The organism is Mesotoga sp. Brook.08.105.5.1 (genome assembly GCF_002752635.1).
GTDB lineage: Bacteria > Thermotogota > Thermotogae > Petrotogales > Kosmotogaceae > Mesotoga.
In genome coordinates, this window is the sequence record NZ_AYTW01000061.1 from 51,666 (window position 1) to 70,664 (window position 18,999).

At 48.0% G+C, this 18,999-nt stretch carries 19 protein-coding genes; 3 read left to right on the forward strand and 16 right to left on the reverse strand.

Annotation, left to right across the window (positions count from 1 at the left end; all coding sequences use genetic code 11):
* Nucleotides 1-10 precede the first annotated feature (10 nt).
* The 11 genes from V512_RS14145 to V512_RS14195 all read right to left on the reverse strand — a co-directional run bounded on the left by V512_RS14145 (nucleotide 11) and on the right by V512_RS14195 (nucleotide 10,742).
* On the reverse strand, nucleotides 11-358 hold the full coding sequence (locus V512_RS14145) for an Asp23/Gls24 family envelope stress response protein (protein ID WP_014730630.1): 348 nt from the start codon (nucleotides 356-358) through the stop codon (nucleotides 11-13).
* A complete protein-coding gene (gene dxs, locus V512_RS14150) occupies nucleotides 333-2,213 on the reverse strand; it encodes a 1-deoxy-D-xylulose-5-phosphate synthase (RefSeq protein WP_099831089.1) in 1,881 nt (626 codons plus the stop codon). The genes V512_RS14145 and dxs overlap by 26 nt, the downstream gene beginning before the upstream one ends.
* 3 nt (nucleotides 2,214-2,216) lie before the next feature.
* A complete protein-coding gene (locus V512_RS14155; RefSeq protein ID WP_099831090.1) occupies nucleotides 2,217-3,038 on the reverse strand; it encodes a bifunctional 5,10-methylenetetrahydrofolate dehydrogenase/5,10-methenyltetrahydrofolate cyclohydrolase in 822 nt (273 codons plus the stop codon).
* A gap of 10 nt (nucleotides 3,039-3,048) precedes the next feature.
* Nucleotides 3,049-4,716 carry a formate--tetrahydrofolate ligase gene (locus V512_RS14160; RefSeq protein ID WP_099831091.1) on the reverse strand — a complete coding sequence of 556 codons (1,668 nt, stop codon included), beginning with the start codon at nucleotides 4,714-4,716 and terminating at the stop codon, nucleotides 3,049-3,051.
* Between the two features lie 10 nt (nucleotides 4,717-4,726).
* Complete coding sequence (nusB, locus tag V512_RS14165; protein ID WP_099831092.1) at nucleotides 4,727-5,173, reverse strand: transcription antitermination factor NusB; 447 nt, start codon at nucleotides 5,171-5,173, stop codon at nucleotides 4,727-4,729.
* A gap of 4 nt (nucleotides 5,174-5,177) precedes the next feature.
* Entirely contained in the window at nucleotides 5,178-5,642 is a 465-nt protein-coding gene (locus tag V512_RS14170) for an Asp23/Gls24 family envelope stress response protein (protein ID WP_099831093.1), read from the reverse strand.
* 19 nt (nucleotides 5,643-5,661) lie between these two features.
* The gene (efp, locus tag V512_RS14175) at nucleotides 5,662-6,219 is read right to left on the reverse strand and encodes an elongation factor P (RefSeq protein ID WP_099831094.1); all 558 of its coding nucleotides are present in this window, start codon (nucleotides 6,217-6,219) and stop codon (nucleotides 5,662-5,664) included.
* Between the two features lie 21 nt (nucleotides 6,220-6,240).
* On the reverse strand, nucleotides 6,241-7,317 hold the full coding sequence (locus tag V512_RS14180; RefSeq protein WP_099831095.1) for a Xaa-Pro peptidase family protein: 1,077 nt from the start codon (nucleotides 7,315-7,317) through the stop codon (nucleotides 6,241-6,243).
* A gap of 35 nt (nucleotides 7,318-7,352) precedes the next feature.
* Nucleotides 7,353-9,806, reverse strand: a complete 2,454-nt coding sequence (gene mutS / locus V512_RS14185) for a DNA mismatch repair protein MutS (RefSeq protein ID WP_099831133.1) — start codon at nucleotides 9,804-9,806, stop codon at nucleotides 7,353-7,355.
* Nucleotides 9,807-9,876: 70 nt separating this feature from the next.
* Nucleotides 9,877-10,494, reverse strand: a complete 618-nt coding sequence (gene clpP / locus V512_RS14190; protein WP_099831096.1) for an ATP-dependent Clp endopeptidase proteolytic subunit ClpP — start codon at nucleotides 10,492-10,494, stop codon at nucleotides 9,877-9,879.
* Nucleotides 10,495-10,502: 8 nt separating this feature from the next.
* On the reverse strand, nucleotides 10,503-10,742 hold the full coding sequence (locus tag V512_RS14195) for a DUF370 domain-containing protein (protein ID WP_099831097.1): 240 nt from the start codon (nucleotides 10,740-10,742) through the stop codon (nucleotides 10,503-10,505).
* A 66-nt stretch (nucleotides 10,743-10,808) separates the two neighbouring features.
* Here V512_RS14195 and obgE point away from each other — a divergent pair, with 66 nt between their 5' ends.
* Genes obgE through V512_RS14210 form a run of 3 tightly spaced genes read left to right on the forward strand, consistent with a single transcriptional unit; the run spans nucleotide 10,809 to nucleotide 13,618 of the window.
* Nucleotides 10,809-12,128: a GTPase ObgE gene (gene obgE / locus V512_RS14200; RefSeq protein WP_099831098.1), complete on the forward strand. Its 1,320-nt coding sequence runs from the start codon at nucleotides 10,809-10,811 to the stop codon at nucleotides 12,126-12,128.
* A complete protein-coding gene (gene nadD / locus V512_RS14205; RefSeq protein ID WP_099831099.1) occupies nucleotides 12,100-12,684 on the forward strand; it encodes a nicotinate (nicotinamide) nucleotide adenylyltransferase in 585 nt (194 codons plus the stop codon). The genes obgE and nadD overlap by 29 nt, the downstream gene beginning before the upstream one ends.
* Entirely contained in the window at nucleotides 12,677-13,618 is a 942-nt protein-coding gene (locus V512_RS14210; protein WP_099831100.1) for a tRNA-dihydrouridine synthase, read from the forward strand. The genes nadD and V512_RS14210 overlap by 8 nt, the downstream gene beginning before the upstream one ends.
* A 458-nt stretch (nucleotides 13,619-14,076) precedes the next feature.
* Here V512_RS14210 and V512_RS14215 read toward each other — a convergent pair whose 3' ends face one another.
* The 5 genes from V512_RS14215 to V512_RS14235 all read right to left on the reverse strand — a co-directional run bounded on the left by V512_RS14215 (nucleotide 14,077) and on the right by V512_RS14235 (nucleotide 18,703).
* Entirely contained in the window at nucleotides 14,077-14,781 is a 705-nt protein-coding gene (locus tag V512_RS14215) for an ABC transporter ATP-binding protein (RefSeq protein ID WP_099831101.1), read from the reverse strand.
* Nucleotides 14,774-15,547: an ABC transporter ATP-binding protein gene (locus tag V512_RS14220; protein WP_099831102.1), complete on the reverse strand. Its 774-nt coding sequence runs from the start codon at nucleotides 15,545-15,547 to the stop codon at nucleotides 14,774-14,776. The genes V512_RS14215 and V512_RS14220 overlap by 8 nt, the downstream gene beginning before the upstream one ends.
* A complete protein-coding gene (locus V512_RS14225) occupies nucleotides 15,534-16,580 on the reverse strand; it encodes a branched-chain amino acid ABC transporter permease (RefSeq protein WP_099831103.1) in 1,047 nt (348 codons plus the stop codon). Before V512_RS14225 ends, V512_RS14220 begins: the two co-directional genes overlap by 14 nt.
* A gap of 5 nt (nucleotides 16,581-16,585) precedes the next feature.
* Entirely contained in the window at nucleotides 16,586-17,473 is an 888-nt protein-coding gene (locus tag V512_RS14230; RefSeq protein ID WP_099831104.1) for a branched-chain amino acid ABC transporter permease, read from the reverse strand.
* 102 nt (nucleotides 17,474-17,575) lie between these two features.
* Entirely contained in the window at nucleotides 17,576-18,703 is a 1,128-nt protein-coding gene (locus tag V512_RS14235; RefSeq protein ID WP_099831105.1) for an ABC transporter substrate-binding protein, read from the reverse strand.
* Nucleotides 18,704-18,999: the final 296 nt, after the last annotated feature.

Here is an 18,999-nt window from a genome sequence, read left to right on the forward strand (position 1 = left end):
TTGCCTCCCATCAATCCTGCAAGCCGACAACGTGAATATTCACCTTTATATTGGTTGCTTCAGTAAGCTCCTTCAGCTTGTGAAATACATTTTCCTGGATGTTTTCAACGACTGTGGGAATTCTTACCCCGTACTCGAGAATCAAATCGATGTCTATCTCAAGCGTGCCGTCGATCTCCTCGGTTACTTTGATTCCCTTTCTGGAATCCTCTCCCGTGCCGAAAAGCTTTGTCAAAAAGCCCGTTTGGGGCGATCCGACGTTCACCGGTCCGTAAGACTCAGATACAACCTTTTTGACTATCGAAGATATCGCCTGAAGAGAAATATCGATCTTACCGAATTCTGTAGTTACTTGCATTCTTTTCACCTCTCAGTTTAGAGATTCTATTCTCTATTCCCCTGGCATCTAGCCCCAGCTCATTCAATACCTCTTCCCTTGTGCCGTGAGAAGAGAAACGGTCCTCAATTGCAATAATATCGATTCTACCATTGTAATTCTGCCTAATAGCTTCAAGTGCTACGTTGGAGCCGAAGCCCCCGCTCATAATTCCCTCTTCAACCGTCACAATCAGGTCGTAATCGGCAAAGATTTGTCCTAGAGCCGCTTTGTCGAACGGCTTTATTGATCGGCAGTTATAGAGTGCATATCCGTTCAAGAGAGCGGCCTCCCTGCTCCTGGAAACCATTGCTCCTGTTGCAAGAATGGCGGCTTCCTTTCCGTCGATCACCTTTTCCCACTTGAACAGCTCTATCTTCCTCAGGTTCGAGAGAATCTCGTCGATGCTCTGGAGTTCCGTCTCTCTCGGATATCTAATCGCAGTGGGATGGTCGATCCATTTCTCAGCGAAGAGAGTGAAGATCATGTTCGCCAGTTCCTTCAGGCTCGAAGGTGCAAGAATTTGCATATTTGGAATCATCGAAAGGAAAGCAATATCGAAGATTCCGTTATGGGTCGGTCCGTCCTGCCCAACTATTCCTGCCCTGTCTACTGCGAATAGTACCGGCAGATCCTGAAGGGCCACATCATGGATCAACTGATCCAAGGCTCTTTGCAAGAAAGTCGAATATACTGCAAAGACCGGCTTCGTCTTCGCTGCTGCCATCCCTGCGGCGAAAGTGGTGCAAAGCTGCTCCGTTATGCCAAGGTCGAACAATCTGGCAGGATATTTCTTCGCAAACTCTGCCAGTCCCGTTCCGTCTGGCATTGCGGCGGTTATTGCCGATATGGAAGGATCTTCCTCCGCAAGCTCTGTCAGGACCTTTCCAAAGACCTCGCTGTAAGAAAGTTCGCCGCTGTTCGAGATCTTCTCTCCACTATCCGGGTCGATCTTGCTGACACTGTGGAACCTGGTAGGGTTGCATTCTGCATACTCAAGACCTTTGCCTTTTTTTGTGACAACATGTACCAGGAAGGGTTCCCTGAGCTGCTTGACTGCCGAAAACACGGCCTCCATCTCCTGGAAGTCGTGGCCTTTAACCGGACCAATGTAGTTTAGCCCCATGTCTTCGAACAAGTTTCCGCCTAGAATTGAGGCCTTCAGGCCGCTCTTGATTTTCGACAGGAACTGCTCCAGGCTTACCAGTTTCATCGCTTCAAGCGTGTTCTTGAGATCGCCCTTCATTTCTCTGTACACAGGATTGAGTCTCAGTTCGGCAAGAGAAGACGAAAGACTCCCCACATTCTTTCCGATACTCATTCCGTTATCGTTAACGATCACCTTTATCTTCGAGCCTATGTCCTTCATCTGATTCAAAGCTTCCAGTGCCATTCCCGAAGTCAAGGCCCCATCTCCGGCAACAACAACGACATTCCTTGAGCTTCGGAATATGTTATCTGCCTGCTCTATACCCATTGCGGCAGGAAGAGCCGTGCCTACATGGCCGGCACCGAAGAAGTCATACGGACTCTCAATCCTGTTAAGGAAACCGCTAACTCCACCCTTCTTCCTCAAGGAGCCAAAGGAACCGTATCTCCCCGTAAGCAGCTTGTGAGTATATGCCTGGTGTCCCGTATCCCATATTAAAACGTCTTCATCGGGATCGAACACTCTATATAACGCAATTGTCAGCTCGACGGTACCCAGGTTGGAAGCCAGATGACCTGTGTTAGAGGAAACTACTCTCGTTATCGTGTCGCGAATTTCGCTGGCAAGAACCTCCAGCTGGGCATAGGAGTAGTCTTTTAGTCGCCTGAATAGTGGCTGTTCATTCATCTGCTAAGACTCCAATCTTTCAAGGGATTTTGTGTAGTGCCTGAACAAGAGCGCCGTCGTTACGCTGCCCACTCCTCCGGGAACAGGGGTTATCGCTGCAGCTATCTGGCTGACTTCATCGAAGTCAACGTCTCCAACCAGCTTGCCGTCAACAAAATTGATTCCCACATCTATTACAATGCTCCCTGGCTTGATCATCTCTCGATGCACGAATTTCGCTATTCCAACGGCACTAACCACTATATCGGCGTTGAAAGTCTTTTCGGAGATGTCCCTGCTCCTCGAGTGGCAAACGGTAACCGTACCGTCTACACCTTTTTTGAGAAGCAGCAGTGCCAGAGGCTTTCCGACCGTGTTTGATCTTCCAACAATAGTTATGTCCCTGCCTTTGACTTCGATTCCGTAGTAACTCAGAATCTCCATCACGGCCTCGGCAGTTGGAGGAGCGAAAAACTCCTCGTCGTTGATTATTCCGCCGAGGTTCGATACCGTCCGACCCTCCAGATCCTTTCCCGGATCGAGAGCGGCCAGAACCGCCTTTTCATCGGCGTTTTTAAGAGGATGCATAACCATTATTCCCGCAACGCTTTTGTCGTTGTTCATCTTCGAGATCTCTTCGATGGGATTGATCCCGCTGTCGTGAACAATGACCTCTATGCCGAGTTTTTCCCCCTGCTTCTTTATTGATCTCATATACGACTTGTTAGAAGCATCGGGCTCATCGCAGAAGAGAACGAGCGAAGGAAGATTTCCCGCTCTCTCTTTGATCTTCTCTTTGACATCAGAATAAATACTCTCTGAAACGATCTTTCCATCAAGTATCATCTTCATCACCTCAAAAGAGCCCGCTGATCTTTCCGTCTGCGTCGATATCTATGTGCTTCGCGTTGGGATCCTTTCCGAGTCCGGGCATCAGCATTATCTTGCCGGCAACCACAACTATGAATCCGGCACCTGCCGATAGATTGAGATCTCGTACTTTGAAAGTGTAGCCTTCCGGCGCTCCAAGCTTTTTATCATCGTCAGAAATTGAGTACTGGGTCTTGGCGACGATTATCGGAAGACGGTCGAGACCCTTCTTCTTAAAGAGCCTGAGTTTGCTCTTAGCCGCTGGTTCAAGATCTACTCTTCCGGCTCTGTAGATTTCCTTTGCAAGTTTTTCCAGCCTTTCCTCAAACGGAGCTTCCATTGGTATCAGGGGCTTGTAGCTATTGGGCTGATCAATGACCTCAAGTAGCTTCTTTGCGAGATCGATTCCACCTGCACCGCCCTCGGCCCACACTTTCGACAATTCGTAAGGTATAGAGTCAGCCTTGCATAGAGCGTCAAACGTTTCCCTTTCCTTCGCCGTATCTGTTGGGAATTCGTTTAGAGCCACAACTACAGGGATCCCATACTTTCTGAGGTTCTCAAAATGAACCTTGAGATTCTTGAACCCATAGTTCAGGCTCTCGATATCTTCTTCCTGGATTTCGTTCTTGGAAGCACCTCCGTTTAGCTTCAGCGCTCTGATCGAAGCAACGAGAACCACTGCGCTTGGATTCAGGTCGCCGACCTGACAGACAAAGTCAAGAAATTTCTGTGCGCCTAGATCCGCTCCAAAGCCTGCCTCGGTAATTACGCAATCGGAAAGCTTGAGAGCCATCTTTGTGGCAGTCAGGGTGTTTGTTCCGTGGGCGATGTTCGCGAACGGGCCTCCGTGAACGAAAGCCGGAGTTCCTTCAAGAGTCTGAACTAGGTTCGGATCAAGAACGTCTTTGAGTAGAGTTGCCATCGCGCCCTGGACGTCCAAATCCTCAACTGTTATGAACTCTCCGTCGTAACTTCTAGCCACAATGATTTTCGAGAGGCGCTCTTTCAGGTCAACGAGGTTCTTCGAAAGGCAAATGATAGCCATGATCTCAGATGCGGCGGTTATTACAAATGAATCTTCTCTGGGATAGCCGTTTGCCGAACCGCCTAGCCCCACGATGATCTGTCTGAGAGCCCGATCGTTCATGTCCATTGTTCTCGGCCAGTATATCTGCGTCGGATCTATTTTCAATTCATTCTTGAAGTTAATATGTGCATCAATAACAGCCGAAAGAAGATTATGTGCCATCGATACCGCGTGAAAATCTCCTGTGAAGTGCAGATTGATTTCTTCCATCGGAAGCACCTGAGAGTAGCCGCCTCCGGCAGCCCCTCCCTTGATTCCCATTATCGGTCCAACGGATGGTTCTCTGAGAGTTACGAAGGTCTTCTTCCCGATCTTGTTTAGTGCCATTGCCAGACCCACAGAAGTTGTCGTCTTTCCTTCACCTGCGCTTGTTGGACTTATGGCCGTAACAAGAACCAGCTTTCCATCGGGTCTATCCTGCAGCTCATTGAGGTATAGGTGAGATATTTTCGCTACGTACTTTCCAAATCTCCTCAAGTGTTTGTCGGGAATCGAAATCGATGAGGCAACTTCGTCAATCTCCCTCAGCTCTGCTTTTTGTGCTATCTCCAGATCGGTCAGCATGGTCTCCTCCTCATAAATGCTTTTTCTCTGTTGATGCGCACTCCCGAGCAATTCTGTCGAGAACGCCGTTTACGAATTTCCCGCCCTGCTCCGAACCGTACTTCTTGGCGATGTCGATCGATTCGTTAAGTGTCACCTCAATTGGTATCTGGGGTTCATAAATGATCTCATACGCTCCAAGCCTAAGGACGTTCTTATCGATCGAGGCAAGTCTCTCGAATGTCCAGTTCATAAGGTGTTTTCGTATCACTTCGTCAATATCGCTTCGATACTTCAAGATGCTCTCGAAGTACTTACGTGTTCTCAACTTCATTTCGTCTTCCATCGAGAAGAAGCTCAACTCCCTTTCAAGGTAATCAGATGAAGTCTCCACGTCTTCGTTGAAGTCATACTGATAGATCGCACTGAAAACAATTTCCCTCATTCTTCGTCTGCTTCTGTTTAGACCTGCCTTCACCTCTTCAAACCTCTTTCTCTTTTTCTTCGTCTTCAGGCTCTTCCGCTTCAGTCGCTTCTGGTTTCATCTCTTCCGGTTCAGGTTTTGCTTCGCTCTTTTCGAGCTCTTCTTCCTCAATAATCACTGGTTTTTGGGCCTCTTCAAAGACATCTTCGATAGTGATGGAAACGTCTTCAACCTTTATGCCGCTGAAGCTTTCAACATCGTTTTTCAGCTTCTCCTGCATCTTTCTGGCATATGAGGGTATAGAGACACCATACTTGATCTTTGTGTTTACCGATATCTTGACAGTCTTCGTACCGTCGACCTTTTCGTCGAGGTCGATATCTACCGTAGACTTGGCTTCTTTTCGTGCTTTGGCTTCCTTAGGATCGAATTTCAGAAATTCAATGTAGGAGTGAATAGCGATATCCCGGATCACTGCCTCCGAGATCTCGATTCTGCCGAGATCAGTCTCTTCAAAATCCATAATTCTCCCTCCTTTCTCCTTATGCTCTCTCGATGTATTCGCCGGTTCTTGTGTCTACTCGAATCAACTCACCGTTTTCGACAAAGAATGGAACCGTCACCTTGAGCCCCGTCTCCAGAACGGCCGGTTTGCCGCTTCCCGAAACCGTGTCGCCTTTGTAAGCGGGAGCGGTGTCTTTCACCTCCAGAACCACAGTGTTCGGAAGAACAATACCTATCGGCCTATCTTCATGGAACTGAAGATCCACCACTTCATTCTCCTTTATGTAGTCCAGGGCATCTCCCATCTCGTCTAAACCGATTGTATACTGCTCAAATGTTTCGAGGTCCATGAAGTGGAACATCTCATCCTCCGAGTAAAGGTACTGCACATGTCTGAATGAAAGCGCCGCTTCCTCCACTTTCTCACTTGCCTGGAACGTGAATTGCCTAACGAGGCCGGTCTTGATGTTCTTCATCCTCGTCCGAATTATCCCGTCTCCTCTTCCCATTGAGTGCTTATTTGCTTCAGTCACGATGTAAATATCTCCATCAATGATAAGAGGCGTTCCCTTTCTAATCTTTCCAACTTCTATCATCTAGAAGCCACCTCCGGATCTCTAAAGAATCTTCAACTCTCTATCTAGATTTGTCAGAACTTCTACTCCGCTTTCACAAAAATAACAATCGTCTTCTATTCTAACCCCAAATTTGCCGGGAAGATAGATGCCCGGCTCTATCGTAATGACCGCTCCGGCCGGGATAGGATTACAGTTCTTAGGAGAAAGCCCCTGGCCATCGTGAGTGTCCATTCCCAGACTGTGGCCCAGGCCGTGACCGAAGTAGTCGCCATAACCCGCCTCTCTAATTATACTTGCTGCAACTTCGTGTATCTGGCTTCCTATAACCCCTGCCTTTGAGGCGTTCTTAGCTTCTGTTTGCGCTTTGAGAACCACTTCATAAACCTTCACCATTTCGTCAGACGGTTCCCCTATACTGTAAGTTCTTGTAATATCCGAGTTGTAGCCGTCTACCCTTGCCCCGTAGTCGATCAAGAGAAAATCGCCTTCCTGGAGTGTTCTATTGGACGGTCTGCCGTGAACTATTGCGCTTCTCGGTCCGCTGCCCACTATCGTCTCGAAGGCAAGGTAGCCTCCTCTCTTCCTGATCTCATATTCGAGTGCCGCACATACTTCTTCCTCAGTCCTTCCCGGACGAATGAAGTTGAAAGTCTCTGTAAGCGCATCTTCGGCGATCTTGACTGCCAGTCTCATCTTCTCGACTTCCTCCGGAGACTTTACCATCCTAAGATCCTTGAGAATACTGTCTACGGGTTCAAGTTCGACGCCTAGCTGGGAGAAGACTCGCTTGTAAAGACCATAGCTGATCGTCTCTTCCTCAAATCCCACACGGCTGGCTCCATCTTTGGCCAGCGTCGCCTGAATTACGTCTTTGAGTTCGTCGCCATTGTTGAAAGGGATCAGCTTGAAGTGCGTTTCAATTTCGGCTTGAGTGAAGTACCTCGAATCAGTCACTATGTACTCGCCCTTCGGGGTCACAATAAGAACTGAGAAAGAGCCGGAAAACCCGGATAGATACCAGGAATTGGAGCGATTGCTGGACTCCATGTTGTAAAGAACAAACCCGTCAAGCTTGCTTTCTCTAAGCTTTTCTCGAAACCTTTCGATTCTCGACATGCCCAACCTCCGGAATGCAGAATGTCTTATCAGCATCAAAATAGAGTGATCTGATTTCTGTTCATCTTTCCTTTCTTTGATTGCCTTATCTCCTTGAGATCTTCGGCTGTCAATACCCTGACCGCTTTGTCCAGGGCAGACTGCTTGGAGATCACCTTCAAAATCTCTTTTGCCCTGGAAAGAACTGCCTCGGGTACTCCTGCAAGCTTGGCAACCTCTATTCCGTGGGATCTGTTTGCAACTCCGTCCACAACTTTGTGGAGAAATACTATTCCTTCTTCGGTTTCAACTATGCGGACAGTCTTGTTCTTGATGCCCGTGTACATATTAGAGAGTTCGGTTAGCTCCGTGAAATGAGTGGCGAATATAGTGTGACATCCCACCGCCTCGTATATGAACTCCGAAACCGCCCATGCTATTGAAATACCGTCAAAGGTGCTTGTTCCCCTGCCCACTTCGTCCAGGATCACCAGGCTGTCTTCCGTCGCCTTGGAGAGGATCGTTGCCGTCTCCATCATCTCTACTAGAAAAGTCGATTTTCCGCTTGCCAGTTCGTCCCTTGCACCGATTCTTGTGAAGACCCTGTCATAGATTGATAGCATCGCATCATCTGCAGGCACAAAGGAGCCGATCTGAGCCATGATCGAGAGCAAGGCAATCTGCCGTATGAAAGTGGATTTTCCGCTCATGTTCGGTCCTGTTACAATGAAGAAATTCTCTGTACGGCTCATGGATATGTCATTAGGCGTGAAGTCAGCCACAAATTTCTCTACAATAGGATGTCTCGAGCTAGAAACCTTCACCTTTCCCTGCTCTGAAAAACGGGGGCGAGAATAGTTGTTTCTTCTTGCTACAGATGCCAGCGACTGAGAAGCGTCGATTTCAGATAATACCAGCGCTACACTCTTGAATCTCTCCAGTGAACTAGCAAGCTGTAAACAGACACTCGAAAAGAGAGTTTTTTCGAGTGTCTCTATCTTTTCGTTTGCGCTCAGTATCTTGTCTTCAAACGACTTGAGCTCCTGTGTAATATATCTCTCGGAGTTCACAAGAGTCTGCTTCCTGGTATAGCTCTCGGGGACCTTGTTAGTCTGACTCTTCGGGACCTCGAGAAAGTAACCGAAGACTTTGTTGAACTTGACCTTCAGAGAAGAGATTCCCGTTGCTTTTCTTTCACTAGCTTCGATCGCCTTCATCCTCTCAACCGAGTTGTCAAGGAGATCTCGAAGGACGTCCAGTTCTTCGTTGAACCCCATTCTGATTACATTTCCTTCTCCAGCTGTTGAGGAGGGTTCATCCATGATGCTGCGCTGAAGAAGATCGAGCTCTTCAGGAAAGAGTTCGACCCGGTCGCTCAGTCTTTCAAGAGCCGGTTCGCCCGAGAGTAGCTCCTTGATAAAGGGTAGCACCGAGAGGGAGGTTCTAAGTGACTGCAGGTCTCTTGGTGCGGCCTTCTCTATTGAAAGTCTGGTGCTTATTCTCTCGATATCGAATACATGCTGCAGATATTCTCTGAGTTCATTTAAAAGCCGGCGATCCGAATTTAGCGCTTGAACAGTGTCCAGCCTTTCCTCGATTCTATTCTTGTCGACAAGGGGCGAAAACAGCCACCGTCTCAGCCTTCTTCTTCCCATTGCAGTAACAGTTTCATCAAGTATCTCGAAGAGCGAACCCTTTCTTTCGAGCTTGAAGAGATTCAGGTTTTCGATAGTGGAAGAATCGAGTTGCATAGAGTCGGACTTTCTGATAACCCTTGGAAGCGAAAGATGTCTCATGGGACCGAGATTGATCGACTCAAGGTACTTGAACAGAGCTCCGAGAACCTCGATCTGAGTATCATCCAGTTCGAGATGATCGATAGCGACTATCGAATAGAACTCTTTGATGTAATTAATGCTCGAAGAAAGTGCAAAATGCCAGTCTTCGACTATCTCTACCATTGCAAACGATGCCGACGAAATCTCCTTCTTCAGGTTCTTCAGACTTTCCTTCAGTAGTATTTGTGACGGCCCGATAGCTGCGATAGAGTCCTTCAACGAGACGATGTCGTCGGCGCTTGACAGGAGTACCTCACCGGTAGATACGTCTGCCGTTGCCAGAACGAAGTTCTCTTCGGCTTTTCCAATAGAGACAATGTAGTTGTTTGCATTTTCGGGTAGTAACTCGTCTTCTACAAGAGTTCCAGGAGTAACTACCCTGGTAACCTCTCTCTTCACGAGTCCCTTCGCAAGCGCGGGATCCTCTGTCTGCTCGCAAATCGCAACCTTGTAACCCGCTTCGACAAGCTTCTTGAGATAGCCGTTAACTGAGTGGTAGGGGACGCCCGCCATCGGCACCCCGTTTCTTGAAGTTAGAACTATCTGCAGTTCATTTGAAACTAGCTTAGCATCATCGAGAAAAGTCTCGTAGAAGTCACCAAGCCTAAAAAGAACCAGACAATCCTTGTAATTCCTCTTGACTTCAAGGTATTGTTTCATCATCGGTGTCATTTCGGCCACTTTATCCACTCCGGATACATCAAAAGCCGGCGCTCAGCGCCGGCCGGTTAATCTCTCTCTATCATTCTTCTGCTTTTTCTTTCGTCTTTTGTTCGATTACCTTGTCTATCATCCCATACTCGACAGCTTCGGCAGAACTCATGAAGAAGTCTCTGTCGGCATCTTTCTCTATCTTCTTTATTGATTGTCCAGTGTGTTTGGCAAGGATTTTATTCAGTTCGTCCCTCAGGTAAAGAATCTCCTTCGCCCGGATTTCGATGTCTTTGGCTACTCCCTCTGCACCACCGAAAGGCTGGTGAATCATTACCCTTGAGTTAGGTAGCGCAAATCTCTTTCCCTTTGTTCCTCCGGCAAGCAATATCGCGCCCATCGAGGCTGCCATCCCAATGCAAATCGTAGAGATGTCGGGCTTTACATACTGCATTGTGTCGTATATCGCCAATCCGGAAGTTATCGAACCACCCGGGGTGTTTATGTATAGACTTATGTCCTTTTCGGGGTCTTGAGATTCAAGGAAGAGGAGTTGAGCCACGACTATATTTGAAACTTCATCATCGATGGGCCACCCGAGAAAGACTATTCTTTCTGAAAGCAGTTTAGTGTAAATATCAAAGATTCTTTCACCCCTCCCTCTGTCTTCAACTACGTAAGGGACGAAAGGTGCCATGTTTATGTCCATAAAGCCTCCTAATTATTGAAGAGTTTTTCTATAATTCTCTTTGGCGGAAGAAAGGAGAAAATTACGTGACCGCTGTCTGTTATCAATACGGCCTTCGTTCTCTTTCCGAAAGTCAGGTTGACGATCTTGCCTGTCTCCATGCCGAGCTGCTTAAGACGCCGAACAGCTGAGCTTTCGATAGGAAGAACGGCGAGAATCCTATCCCTTACAACAAAGGACTCGAAACCGACGTTGACAACGTGATCCACTTCTACTTTCCTCCTTTCAATAACAATGTTATTATAACATAATGGAGATACGGCGGAGGTGTTCCAGTGCTAGCTAACGATCAGGAAAGTCTCGTTGACACGGGGCGCATATACGTTAAGGCAGGAGATGGAGGAAATGGTTCAGTTTCCTTCAGAAGAGAGAAGTACATACCCTTTGGAGGTCCTGACGGCGGCGATGGCGGCAGGGGTGGCCATGTCTTTCTCAGATCGACCAATTCAATAAACACGCTCTATGAATTCAAACGCAAGAAGAAATTCATCGCTCAAAGCGGGGAGAGCGGTCACGGTTCAAATATGGCCGGAAAGAAGGGAAAGGATCTGGTTATAAGAGTGCCCGTTGGGACGATTGCATATGACGCGGAGAGTGGAGAGATCATTGCCGACCTTTGCAATCCCGGTCAAATCGTTGCGATTGCCAGAGGCGGAAAGGGTGGAAGGGGCAATGCGAGGTTCGTCTCTTCAACGAATCAGGCGCCCAAGGCAGCAGAAAATGGAGAGCCCGGCGAGGAACTCTTTGTTCGGCTGGAGCTGAAGATTCTGGCCGATGTTGCACTGGTCGGGTTCCCAAACGTCGGAAAATCGACGCTCATTTCCGTTATGTCGAATGCTAGACCGAAGATAGCAAATTATCACTTCACAACCCTCTCGCCCAATCTCGGAGTTGTTATGGCGAATGACGAACAGGGATACATAGTGGCAGACGTTCCGGGTTTAATCAAAGGAGCACATCAGGGTGTCGGTCTCGGCCACAGCTTTTTGAGGCACATAGAGAGATGCAAGACTATAGTTCATCTCCTGGACATCTCTGAGAGCGAGGGAAGAGACTTCCTTCAGGATTATGACGATATTCGTTACGAGCTTGAATTCTACAAGAAGGAGCTGGCCGATAAGCCCGAGATAGTAGTTGCAAACAAGTGCGATCTTCTTCCTCAAGAAGAACGTGAAAACAAGCTGGAGATATTCAGGAAGAAGATCGGCAAAGATATTATTCCAATCTCGGCTGCTACTCGCGAGGGAGTCAATGCGTTGAAAGAGACGATCTGGAAAAACGTTGAAAGCGATCATTCCTACTTGTCGTCGATGAAGGTTGAAGAAGAGCTTCCTTTGCCCCAGGTCGAACCGGTTGTGCTTACCGCTCCCTATCCGGAAGACTTCAGAGTTGAGAAAGATTCTGAAGGCAGATATGTTGTTCTTGGACCGGCCGTTGATTTCTACACGAGAAAAATCAGAGCTTTCAAATACAGGGACCGTTTCATAATGGACAAGCTGGAAAAGGGAGGACTCTCTTCAAAACTTAGGAATGCGGGGATTGAGGAAGGAGACACTGTAGTTATTGATGACAAAGAATATGTGTTCAAAGATTAAGATAGGCATCTTCGGAGGTTCTTTCGACCCGGTTCATATGGGACATGTGGCTGTAGCGACCCGGGCGATCGAGAAACTACGGCTTGAGAAGCTTTATGTTATTCCAGCGTACATTCCTCCTCACAAAGTTTCCAGTACGGTTGCACCATACGACCTGAGAAGATCTTGGCTCAAGAAGGTTTTCTGTGAAGTCGAGCAAGCGTGTGTGTCTGATTATGAAAGAGAAAGGGGAGGAATCTCTTATTCACTCTTCACGGTCAGGCACTTCGCAGAGGTTCACGGCTGCAAACCGTTTCTCGTTATCGGCGAGGACAGCTTAGTTACTCTGGAGAGTTGGTATGAATACAAAGCTCTACTGAACGAAGCGACAATAGTGGTTTATCCGAGAAGTGAAGGCAGTGTGGACTTGCCCTCCGTCGAGAAAGTTGTCTGGCTGGACGCACCTCGTTTCGACTTATCGTCGACTGAGATTCGGAAGAAGATTGTGGAAGGCAAGTCGATTGAAGGGTTGGTTCCCGATTCAATACTGGACGAGGTAACGACTTACTATGGATAAGCAAATCGGGCTCTCTCCCATGGCTGGATATACAGATGAGGTAATGAGGCAGCTTTCGCTCGAATGTGGAGCGGATTTTGTTTTCAGTGAGATGATTAGCGTAGAAGGTGTCCTAAGGGGATCGGGAAAAACAGACGAGATAATCCCGTCAGCCCCTACGAGAATACAGCTCTTTGGTTCATGCGTATCGAGAATGGCGAAGGCAGCCGCCCGGCTTAACGGCATAGCGACCTGGATCGATATTAACGCCGGCTGTCCTGTAAGAAAAGTAACGAGAAGAGGGGCAGGGAGCGCCTTGCTAAGAACACCTGAAAAAATCGCTGAGATGATTGTCGCCCTGAAAGAGACGGTCGATATTCCTGTTTCAGTCAAGATAAGACTCGGCATCGAAAACATCGAAACGGAAGAGATCATCTACCCGATATTGAAAGCAAAACCCAAAGCGGTCTTCATTCACGGCAGAACCGTATCGCAAGGCTATTCGGGGGCAGCGAATTGGGAAGAGATCGAGCGTATCACCCAGATTCTTCATTCGGAAGGCATTCTCTCTTACGGTTCTGGCGATATGTATAGCCCTGAGGCGATCGCAAGGGCTTTGAGACAGTATTCGGTAGATGGCGTTGTCGTTGCGAGAGGAGCGATCGGCAATCCCTGGATCTTCAGACAGGCGAGAGACCTCATTGAGTTTGGCTCATACGATAATCTCACGCTTCCCGAAAGACTCAATTACTTTCTTATACACTTCGGAAGGCTTGCCGAGGCGGTTGGTGAAGAACAAGCCGTCAGAGATCTTAGGAAATCATTTGCCGGTTACACACGGAACATAAGGCATGCATCGAATCTCAGAAGTGAATACATGAAGTGCAACTCTCTCTCAGAAGTCAAGGAACTTTTCAGAAATTACATTCCAGAGCGGCAACTTTCCAAATATTGACTCCTTATTCAAGAAATTCAAATGCTTATTGTGTTTCAAGATCCGCTTAGCACGGCAGGCTTCCCGCTTGCAAAGTCGGGATAAGGAGAATTTCACGAGGCAGTGAAGGTTTTCGCCTATGATGCGGCCAGTTGCCCGGGAAGATGAATTCAAGGCATTGATGTTGCGTTGAGTTCTAGAAATGGCGATACTCACTTACTGTCCGTTTTGAGAAAGCGAGAAGAGCTCGGCGGTGAATACGGGTTGGCTGGAATGCGGCCCAAAGTCATCTGTGCTCTGTATGCGATCTCCTGATAAAGGACTCCCTTGTTCTTAAGCAGCTGTTGTTAGTTTCTCGCTTCTAAACTTCAGCTCGGCTACTAGCATTTCGTTTCCTCGGGTTATCTAATCGATCTCTCACAGCTGATCGTATGCCGAACATCTTCCGAAAGAGTGTTAGTTGTCGAACACAAGCTTTACTAACCTCCAAGGTATGATTTTTTCACAAGGTCGTTGTTAAGCAGTTCCTCTCCTTTCCCTTCAAGGACGACCCGCCCCGTTTCAAGTACGTAGGCATAATCGGCCAGCTTCAGTGCACCGAGGGCATTCTGCTCGATCAGGAGAATCGTCTTACCCTCTTCGTGAACTTTTCGAATTACCTTGAATACTTCGCCGACTATTACTGGAGCGAGTCCAAGCGATGGCTCATCGAGCATAAGAAGATCCGGTCTAGACATCAGCGCCCTGCCTATGGCAAGCATCTGCTGCTCACCACCCGAGAGAGTTCCGCCCTTTTGATCCTTTCTCTCTCTCAGTATTGGAAAGAGAGTGTTCACCCATTCAAGATCCCTTTCGATTCCTTCAGAGTCTTTTCTTAGAAATGCCCCAAGCATAAGGTTCTCGATCACCGTGAGGTTCGGAAAGATTCTTCTTCCCTCAGGGACCAGAGTCATTCCTGCCCTCACGATTTCATTTGTGGACTTGTTTGTAATACTCCTTGACTTGAAGACTATCTCGCCATCTTTCACTTTCTTGAGGCCGCAGATGCTTCTCAGAGTTGTCGATTTTCCGGCCCCGTTCGCACCGATAAGCGCGACGATCTTCCCTTCCTCAACGTTGAAAGAGATTCCCTTCAGAGCATGGATGCCTCCGTAATACACGTTTAAGTTCTCTACCCTAAGCATACAAATCACCCGTTCCGAGATAGGCGGTTATTACATCAGGATTGTTCTGAATTTCCTCTGGAAGTCCCTTTGCGATTGTGACGCCGTGATCAAGGACGATAATCCGCTCGCATATGGTCATGACAAGGCTCATGTCGTGTTCAATCAACAGAATCGTCTGCTGAAAGTCCTTTCGAATTCTAAGGATCAGAGCCGCCAGGGCAAGCGTCTCTTCCGGGTTCATCCCCGCGGCCGGCTCGTCCAGCAATAACACTCTCGGTTGCGTCGCTAGAGCTCTGGCAATTTCGAGTTTTCTCTGAAGGCCGTAGGGAAGAGATCCGGCCAGGTCTCGCTCATACTTGTCTAGGCCAAGTGTCTTGAGCAGGGCTCTTGCCTTGCCGCGCATCTGCACTTCTTCACTCCTGTATCCCGGCAGCCCAAAGACGGCAGAAATAACAGAGGACTTCAGGCGCAGGTGGCAGGCCGTAAGCACATTCTCCAGAACTGTCAGCTCTCCGAAGAGGCGGATGTTTTGGAATGTTCTAGCGATACCGGCTGCGGTGATTCTATCTGTCTTCATTCCGGTGATGTCTTTTCCGTCGAGGAGAATCCTGCCTTCGCTTACGTAATATGTATTTGTTATTAGATTGAACACAGTTGTCTTGCCGGCTCCATTAGGTCCTATAAGTCCTACCAGCTCTCCCTCCTGAAGATCGAGATTGAAATCCGAGACCGCAGTGAGTCCGCCGAATCTCTTAGTTACTTGTTCAAGTTTAAGCAGACTCATCTGCATTCCTCCCTCTTGATCTGAATATCCATTCCCATGTGAACTCTTTGTGGCCAAAAAGGCCTCTTCTGAAGAAGATCACAGTAATTACGAGGATCAGAGCAAAGATCAGCATCCTCATGCCGGAAATCCCGGGTATCGTGAAGCCAAATATCGTCATGGGCGATTCCACGAACCTGAGCAGTTCCATCAAGAAGGCAACCGAAATGCCCATCACAACACTTCCGGTTATGCTTCCAAGCCCTCCTAGAAGGACAATCATAACAATTTGAAAGGTCAAGGAGATGTTGAAAGAATTCGGATCGATTGTCATCAGCAGACTGCCGAGTAGTCCGCCTCCAATTCCAGCGAAGAAAGCGCCGATGACAAAGGCCATAGTTTTGTGTTTGAAGAGATTCACTCCCATTGCTTCCGCCGCAACTTCATCCTCTCTTATTGACTTCAGCGCTCGACCGTAGCTACTGTCCACCAGCTTCTTTATGAAGAAGATCGTGAACAATGCCCAACCCCAGCTCCAGTAAAGATTTGTATAGGTGGGAAGTCCTTTCAGGCCCAGTGGTCCGTTAGTAACACTCTGGAGGTTGTTGAGTATTACGCGAATTATCTCTGCAAAGCCATAGGTTACTATGGCAAGATAATCTCCTCCGACTCGAAGGCACGGAGCTCCAACAGCGAAGCCCGCAATGGCCGCAACAGCACCGCCAACAAGTAGTGCAAAGAAGAAGGGAATCTCTATTTCGCTTAACGGCCATATTATCGGTTGTATGAAGAAGTTCATTGCCTTTAGAGATGGCGACATGTACAGTAATGCCGAGGCGTATGCGCCAAGAGCCATGAAACCCGCGTGGCCCAAAGAGAACTGACCGGTAAAGCCGTTTATAAGGTTGAGACTGACTCCCAGTATCACGTAGATAGCCGCAACATTCAAGATTCTCTTGATGAAAGCATCGATATAGTTCTCGGCAAGCCAGAGCAACATAATGAAGATCAGAAGACTAACTATGGTTAAGACCAACTTCATTCTGCGATCCATATAACTCACCTACTTGTCTTCTCGCCGAACAAACCCGTTGGCTTCACAAGAAGAATCATGACGAGAAGAACGAAGATTATAGCGTCTCTGTAACCTGCCGCCTCGGGGAAAAAGGCGACCAGCAGAATCGTAACCATGCCAAGCATTAATCCACCGACAAGAGCACCCACAATACTTCCAATTCCTCCGATTATCGCTGCAGTGAAGGCCCTCCAGCCAGGGAAGACTCCCATGAAAGGCCATATCTGTGGGTATCTGAGAGCCCAGAGAATTGCACTAAGTGCCGCGAGTGCCGAACCTATCGCAAATGTGAATGCGATTGTTCTGTCTACGTTTATTCCCATTAGCTTGGCTGTCTCGAAGTCTACAGATAGGGCTCTCATAGCCAATCCCATTTTCGTACGCTTGACCAGAAATGTTAGCAGAAGGAGTACTACTATTGAAACCACAATAGTAGTTATGGTTATCGCCTGAATTCTGACTCCACCAATAATGAATGTCCTGGTCAGTGATGGAGGCACATAGAAGGCCTTCTGCCTTCCGCCGAAGACAACCGTGGCAATGTTCTGGAGAAGAAAGGACATACCTATTGCAGCACAGAGCGATGAGATTCTTGGTGCGTCTCTCAATGGTCTATATGCAACACGCTCTATCCCGACTCCCAGCAAGATAGTCGCGATTATACCGAACAGAACCGCCAGCCACCAGGGCATCATGAACAAAGTGAAGCCGTAGAAGACAAAGAAGGTAGCCATCATGAATACATCTCCGTGAGCAAAGTTAACGAGCTTGACTACTCCATAGACGAGAGTGTAGCCGATAGCTATAAGTCCGAATATGAAACCCAATGAGATTCCGTTAACAAGGTGCTGCAAAAAAACGCTAGAGCTCATCCTGCCACCACCTTTAGCTTAGCTGCCGCCCTTAGTAAGGACGCAGGCATTGGCCTGCGTCCGATACCTCCGATACCTGGAAAATCAATGTCTTGGCCTCATCTATTGGACTGGTTTTACAACACTTACAAACTTGAAGACTCCATCCTCGACTTTTCTAACAATCGCATCCTTAACCGCGTCGCCGTTCTCGTCTATTGTTATGTACCCCGTCACTCCTTCGAAATTCACAGTTGCGCTCAGAGCGTTCTTAATATCCTCAGGAACAGCCGAATTCGCCCTGATAATAGCGTCTACAGCCAGCATGAACGCATCGTATCCCAGAGCGGAAAAGGCGCTCGGTTCGACTCCGTACTTGGCCTTGAAAGCTTCTATGAACTCGGCGGCTTTTGGCGTCGGTGCTACTGCTACGTCGAAGTGTGTGCTGAAGTAGCTGCCTTCGACGGCTGCACCGCCGACCTGCAGGAATTCGGGGACTTCCCAAGTATCGCCGCCCAAGAACTGAGACTCAATTCCCAGTTCACGAGCCTGCTTAATGATGAGCGCCGCCTCTCCATAAGAAGCAGCAGGTATGAAGATTACATCTGGGTTTTTACCCTGGGCGTATGCCAGTTGAGCAGTGAAGTCCTGGTCACCCGTCTGATAAGAGATGACACCGCTGATCGATTTGTTGTCTCCAGTAAGTGCCTTGAAGGAATTCTGGAAGTAGTGCGAGAGTCCAACCGAATAGTCTGAAGCGATGTCCTGAATGATCACAGCCGTCTTCGCGTTGAGTTCATCAACAGCGAATTTCGCCATTACGCTTCCCTGGAATGGGTCAATGAAACAGACCCTAAAAACATAAGGCTTCCCTAAAGTTACCAGCGGGTTGGTCGGTGAACATCCTATCATCGGTACCTTTGCAGCATTTGCCACTTCACTGCCGGGTATTGCAACGGCACTTCCGTAGCTCCCGATGATAACCGATGCCTTGTTGAACTGGATCAGCCTTGAGACGGCGTTTGATGCTTCTACCTTTTCACTCTTGTTGTCGACAAGAACCAGCTCGATCGGTCGGCCAAGAACTTCTTTTACCTGCTCGGCGGCGAGAGTAACGCCTTCCATGGTAAGCTGGCCTCCGGCCGCGTAAGGCCCGGTCATAGGTTCGAAGACGCCAATAACGATCGGGTCAACTGCAAACAAAACAAATCCCAGAAGCAGAACTACGGCTAGAACGAGAATTTTCTTCACTTGCCTCACCTCCACAATTATGATCGTCTATAGCCGAAGCTACCCCAGAATAATCGATAGTTACTCAAAGCACAGCTTAAGCATTAACATATTAGACTTGTCAACTATGCAGAATGAGAGCAACAAATGGGTGCGAATCAAGACTGCAGCAGTGGGCTTCATCACAAACCGGTACCCGATCACTAACTCAGGACAGAGTAGGGCATGTAATACTCATTAAGATTAAAATAAAACATAACACTGCACTACTCGAAATGATAATACCATGTGAAGTAATAATGGCCTCTTCTCAAAAA

Excerpts from the sequence above, each read along its gene's own strand:
- V512_RS14145 (WP_014730630.1), bottom strand. The coding sequence starts at position 358 with ATGCAAGTAACTACAGAATTCGGTAAGATCGATATTTCTCTTCAGGCG.
- V512_RS14155 (WP_099831090.1), bottom strand. The coding sequence starts at position 3,038 with ATGATACTTGATGGAAAGATCGTTTCAGAGAGTATTTATTCTGATGTC.
- V512_RS14210 (WP_099831100.1), top strand. The coding sequence starts at position 12,677 with ATGGATAAGCAAATCGGGCTCTCTCCCATGGCTGGATATACAGATGAG.
- V512_RS14225 (WP_099831103.1), bottom strand. The coding sequence starts at position 16,580 with ATGGATCGCAGAATGAAGTTGGTCTTAACCATAGTTAGTCTTCTGATC.
- nadD (WP_099831099.1), top strand. The coding sequence starts at position 12,100 with ATGACAAAGAATATGTGTTCAAAGATTAAGATAGGCATCTTCGGAGGT.
- V512_RS14180 (WP_099831095.1), bottom strand. The coding sequence starts at position 7,317 with ATGTCGAGAATCGAAAGGTTTCGAGAAAAGCTTAGAGAAAGCAAGCTT.
- V512_RS14215 (WP_099831101.1), bottom strand. The coding sequence starts at position 14,781 with ATGCTTAGGGTAGAGAACTTAAACGTGTATTACGGAGGCATCCATGCT.
- V512_RS14170 (WP_099831093.1), bottom strand. The coding sequence starts at position 5,642 with ATGGATTTTGAAGAGACTGATCTCGGCAGAATCGAGATCTCGGAGGCA.
- V512_RS14160 (WP_099831091.1), bottom strand. The coding sequence starts at position 4,716 with ATGCTGACCGATCTGGAGATAGCACAAAAAGCAGAGCTGAGGGAGATT.
- V512_RS14220 (WP_099831102.1), bottom strand. The coding sequence starts at position 15,547 with ATGAGTCTGCTTAAACTTGAACAAGTAACTAAGAGATTCGGCGGACTC.
- clpP (WP_099831096.1), bottom strand. The coding sequence starts at position 10,494 with ATGGACATAAACATGGCACCTTTCGTCCCTTACGTAGTTGAAGACAGA.
- efp (WP_099831094.1), bottom strand. The coding sequence starts at position 6,219 with ATGATAGAAGTTGGAAAGATTAGAAAGGGAACGCCTCTTATCATTGAT.
- mutS (WP_099831133.1), bottom strand. The coding sequence starts at position 9,806 with ATGACACCGATGATGAAACAATACCTTGAAGTCAAGAGGAATTACAAG.
- V512_RS14230 (WP_099831104.1), bottom strand. The coding sequence starts at position 17,473 with ATGAGCTCTAGCGTTTTTTTGCAGCACCTTGTTAACGGAATCTCATTG.
- dxs (WP_099831089.1), bottom strand. The coding sequence starts at position 2,213 with ATGAATGAACAGCCACTATTCAGGCGACTAAAAGACTACTCCTATGCC.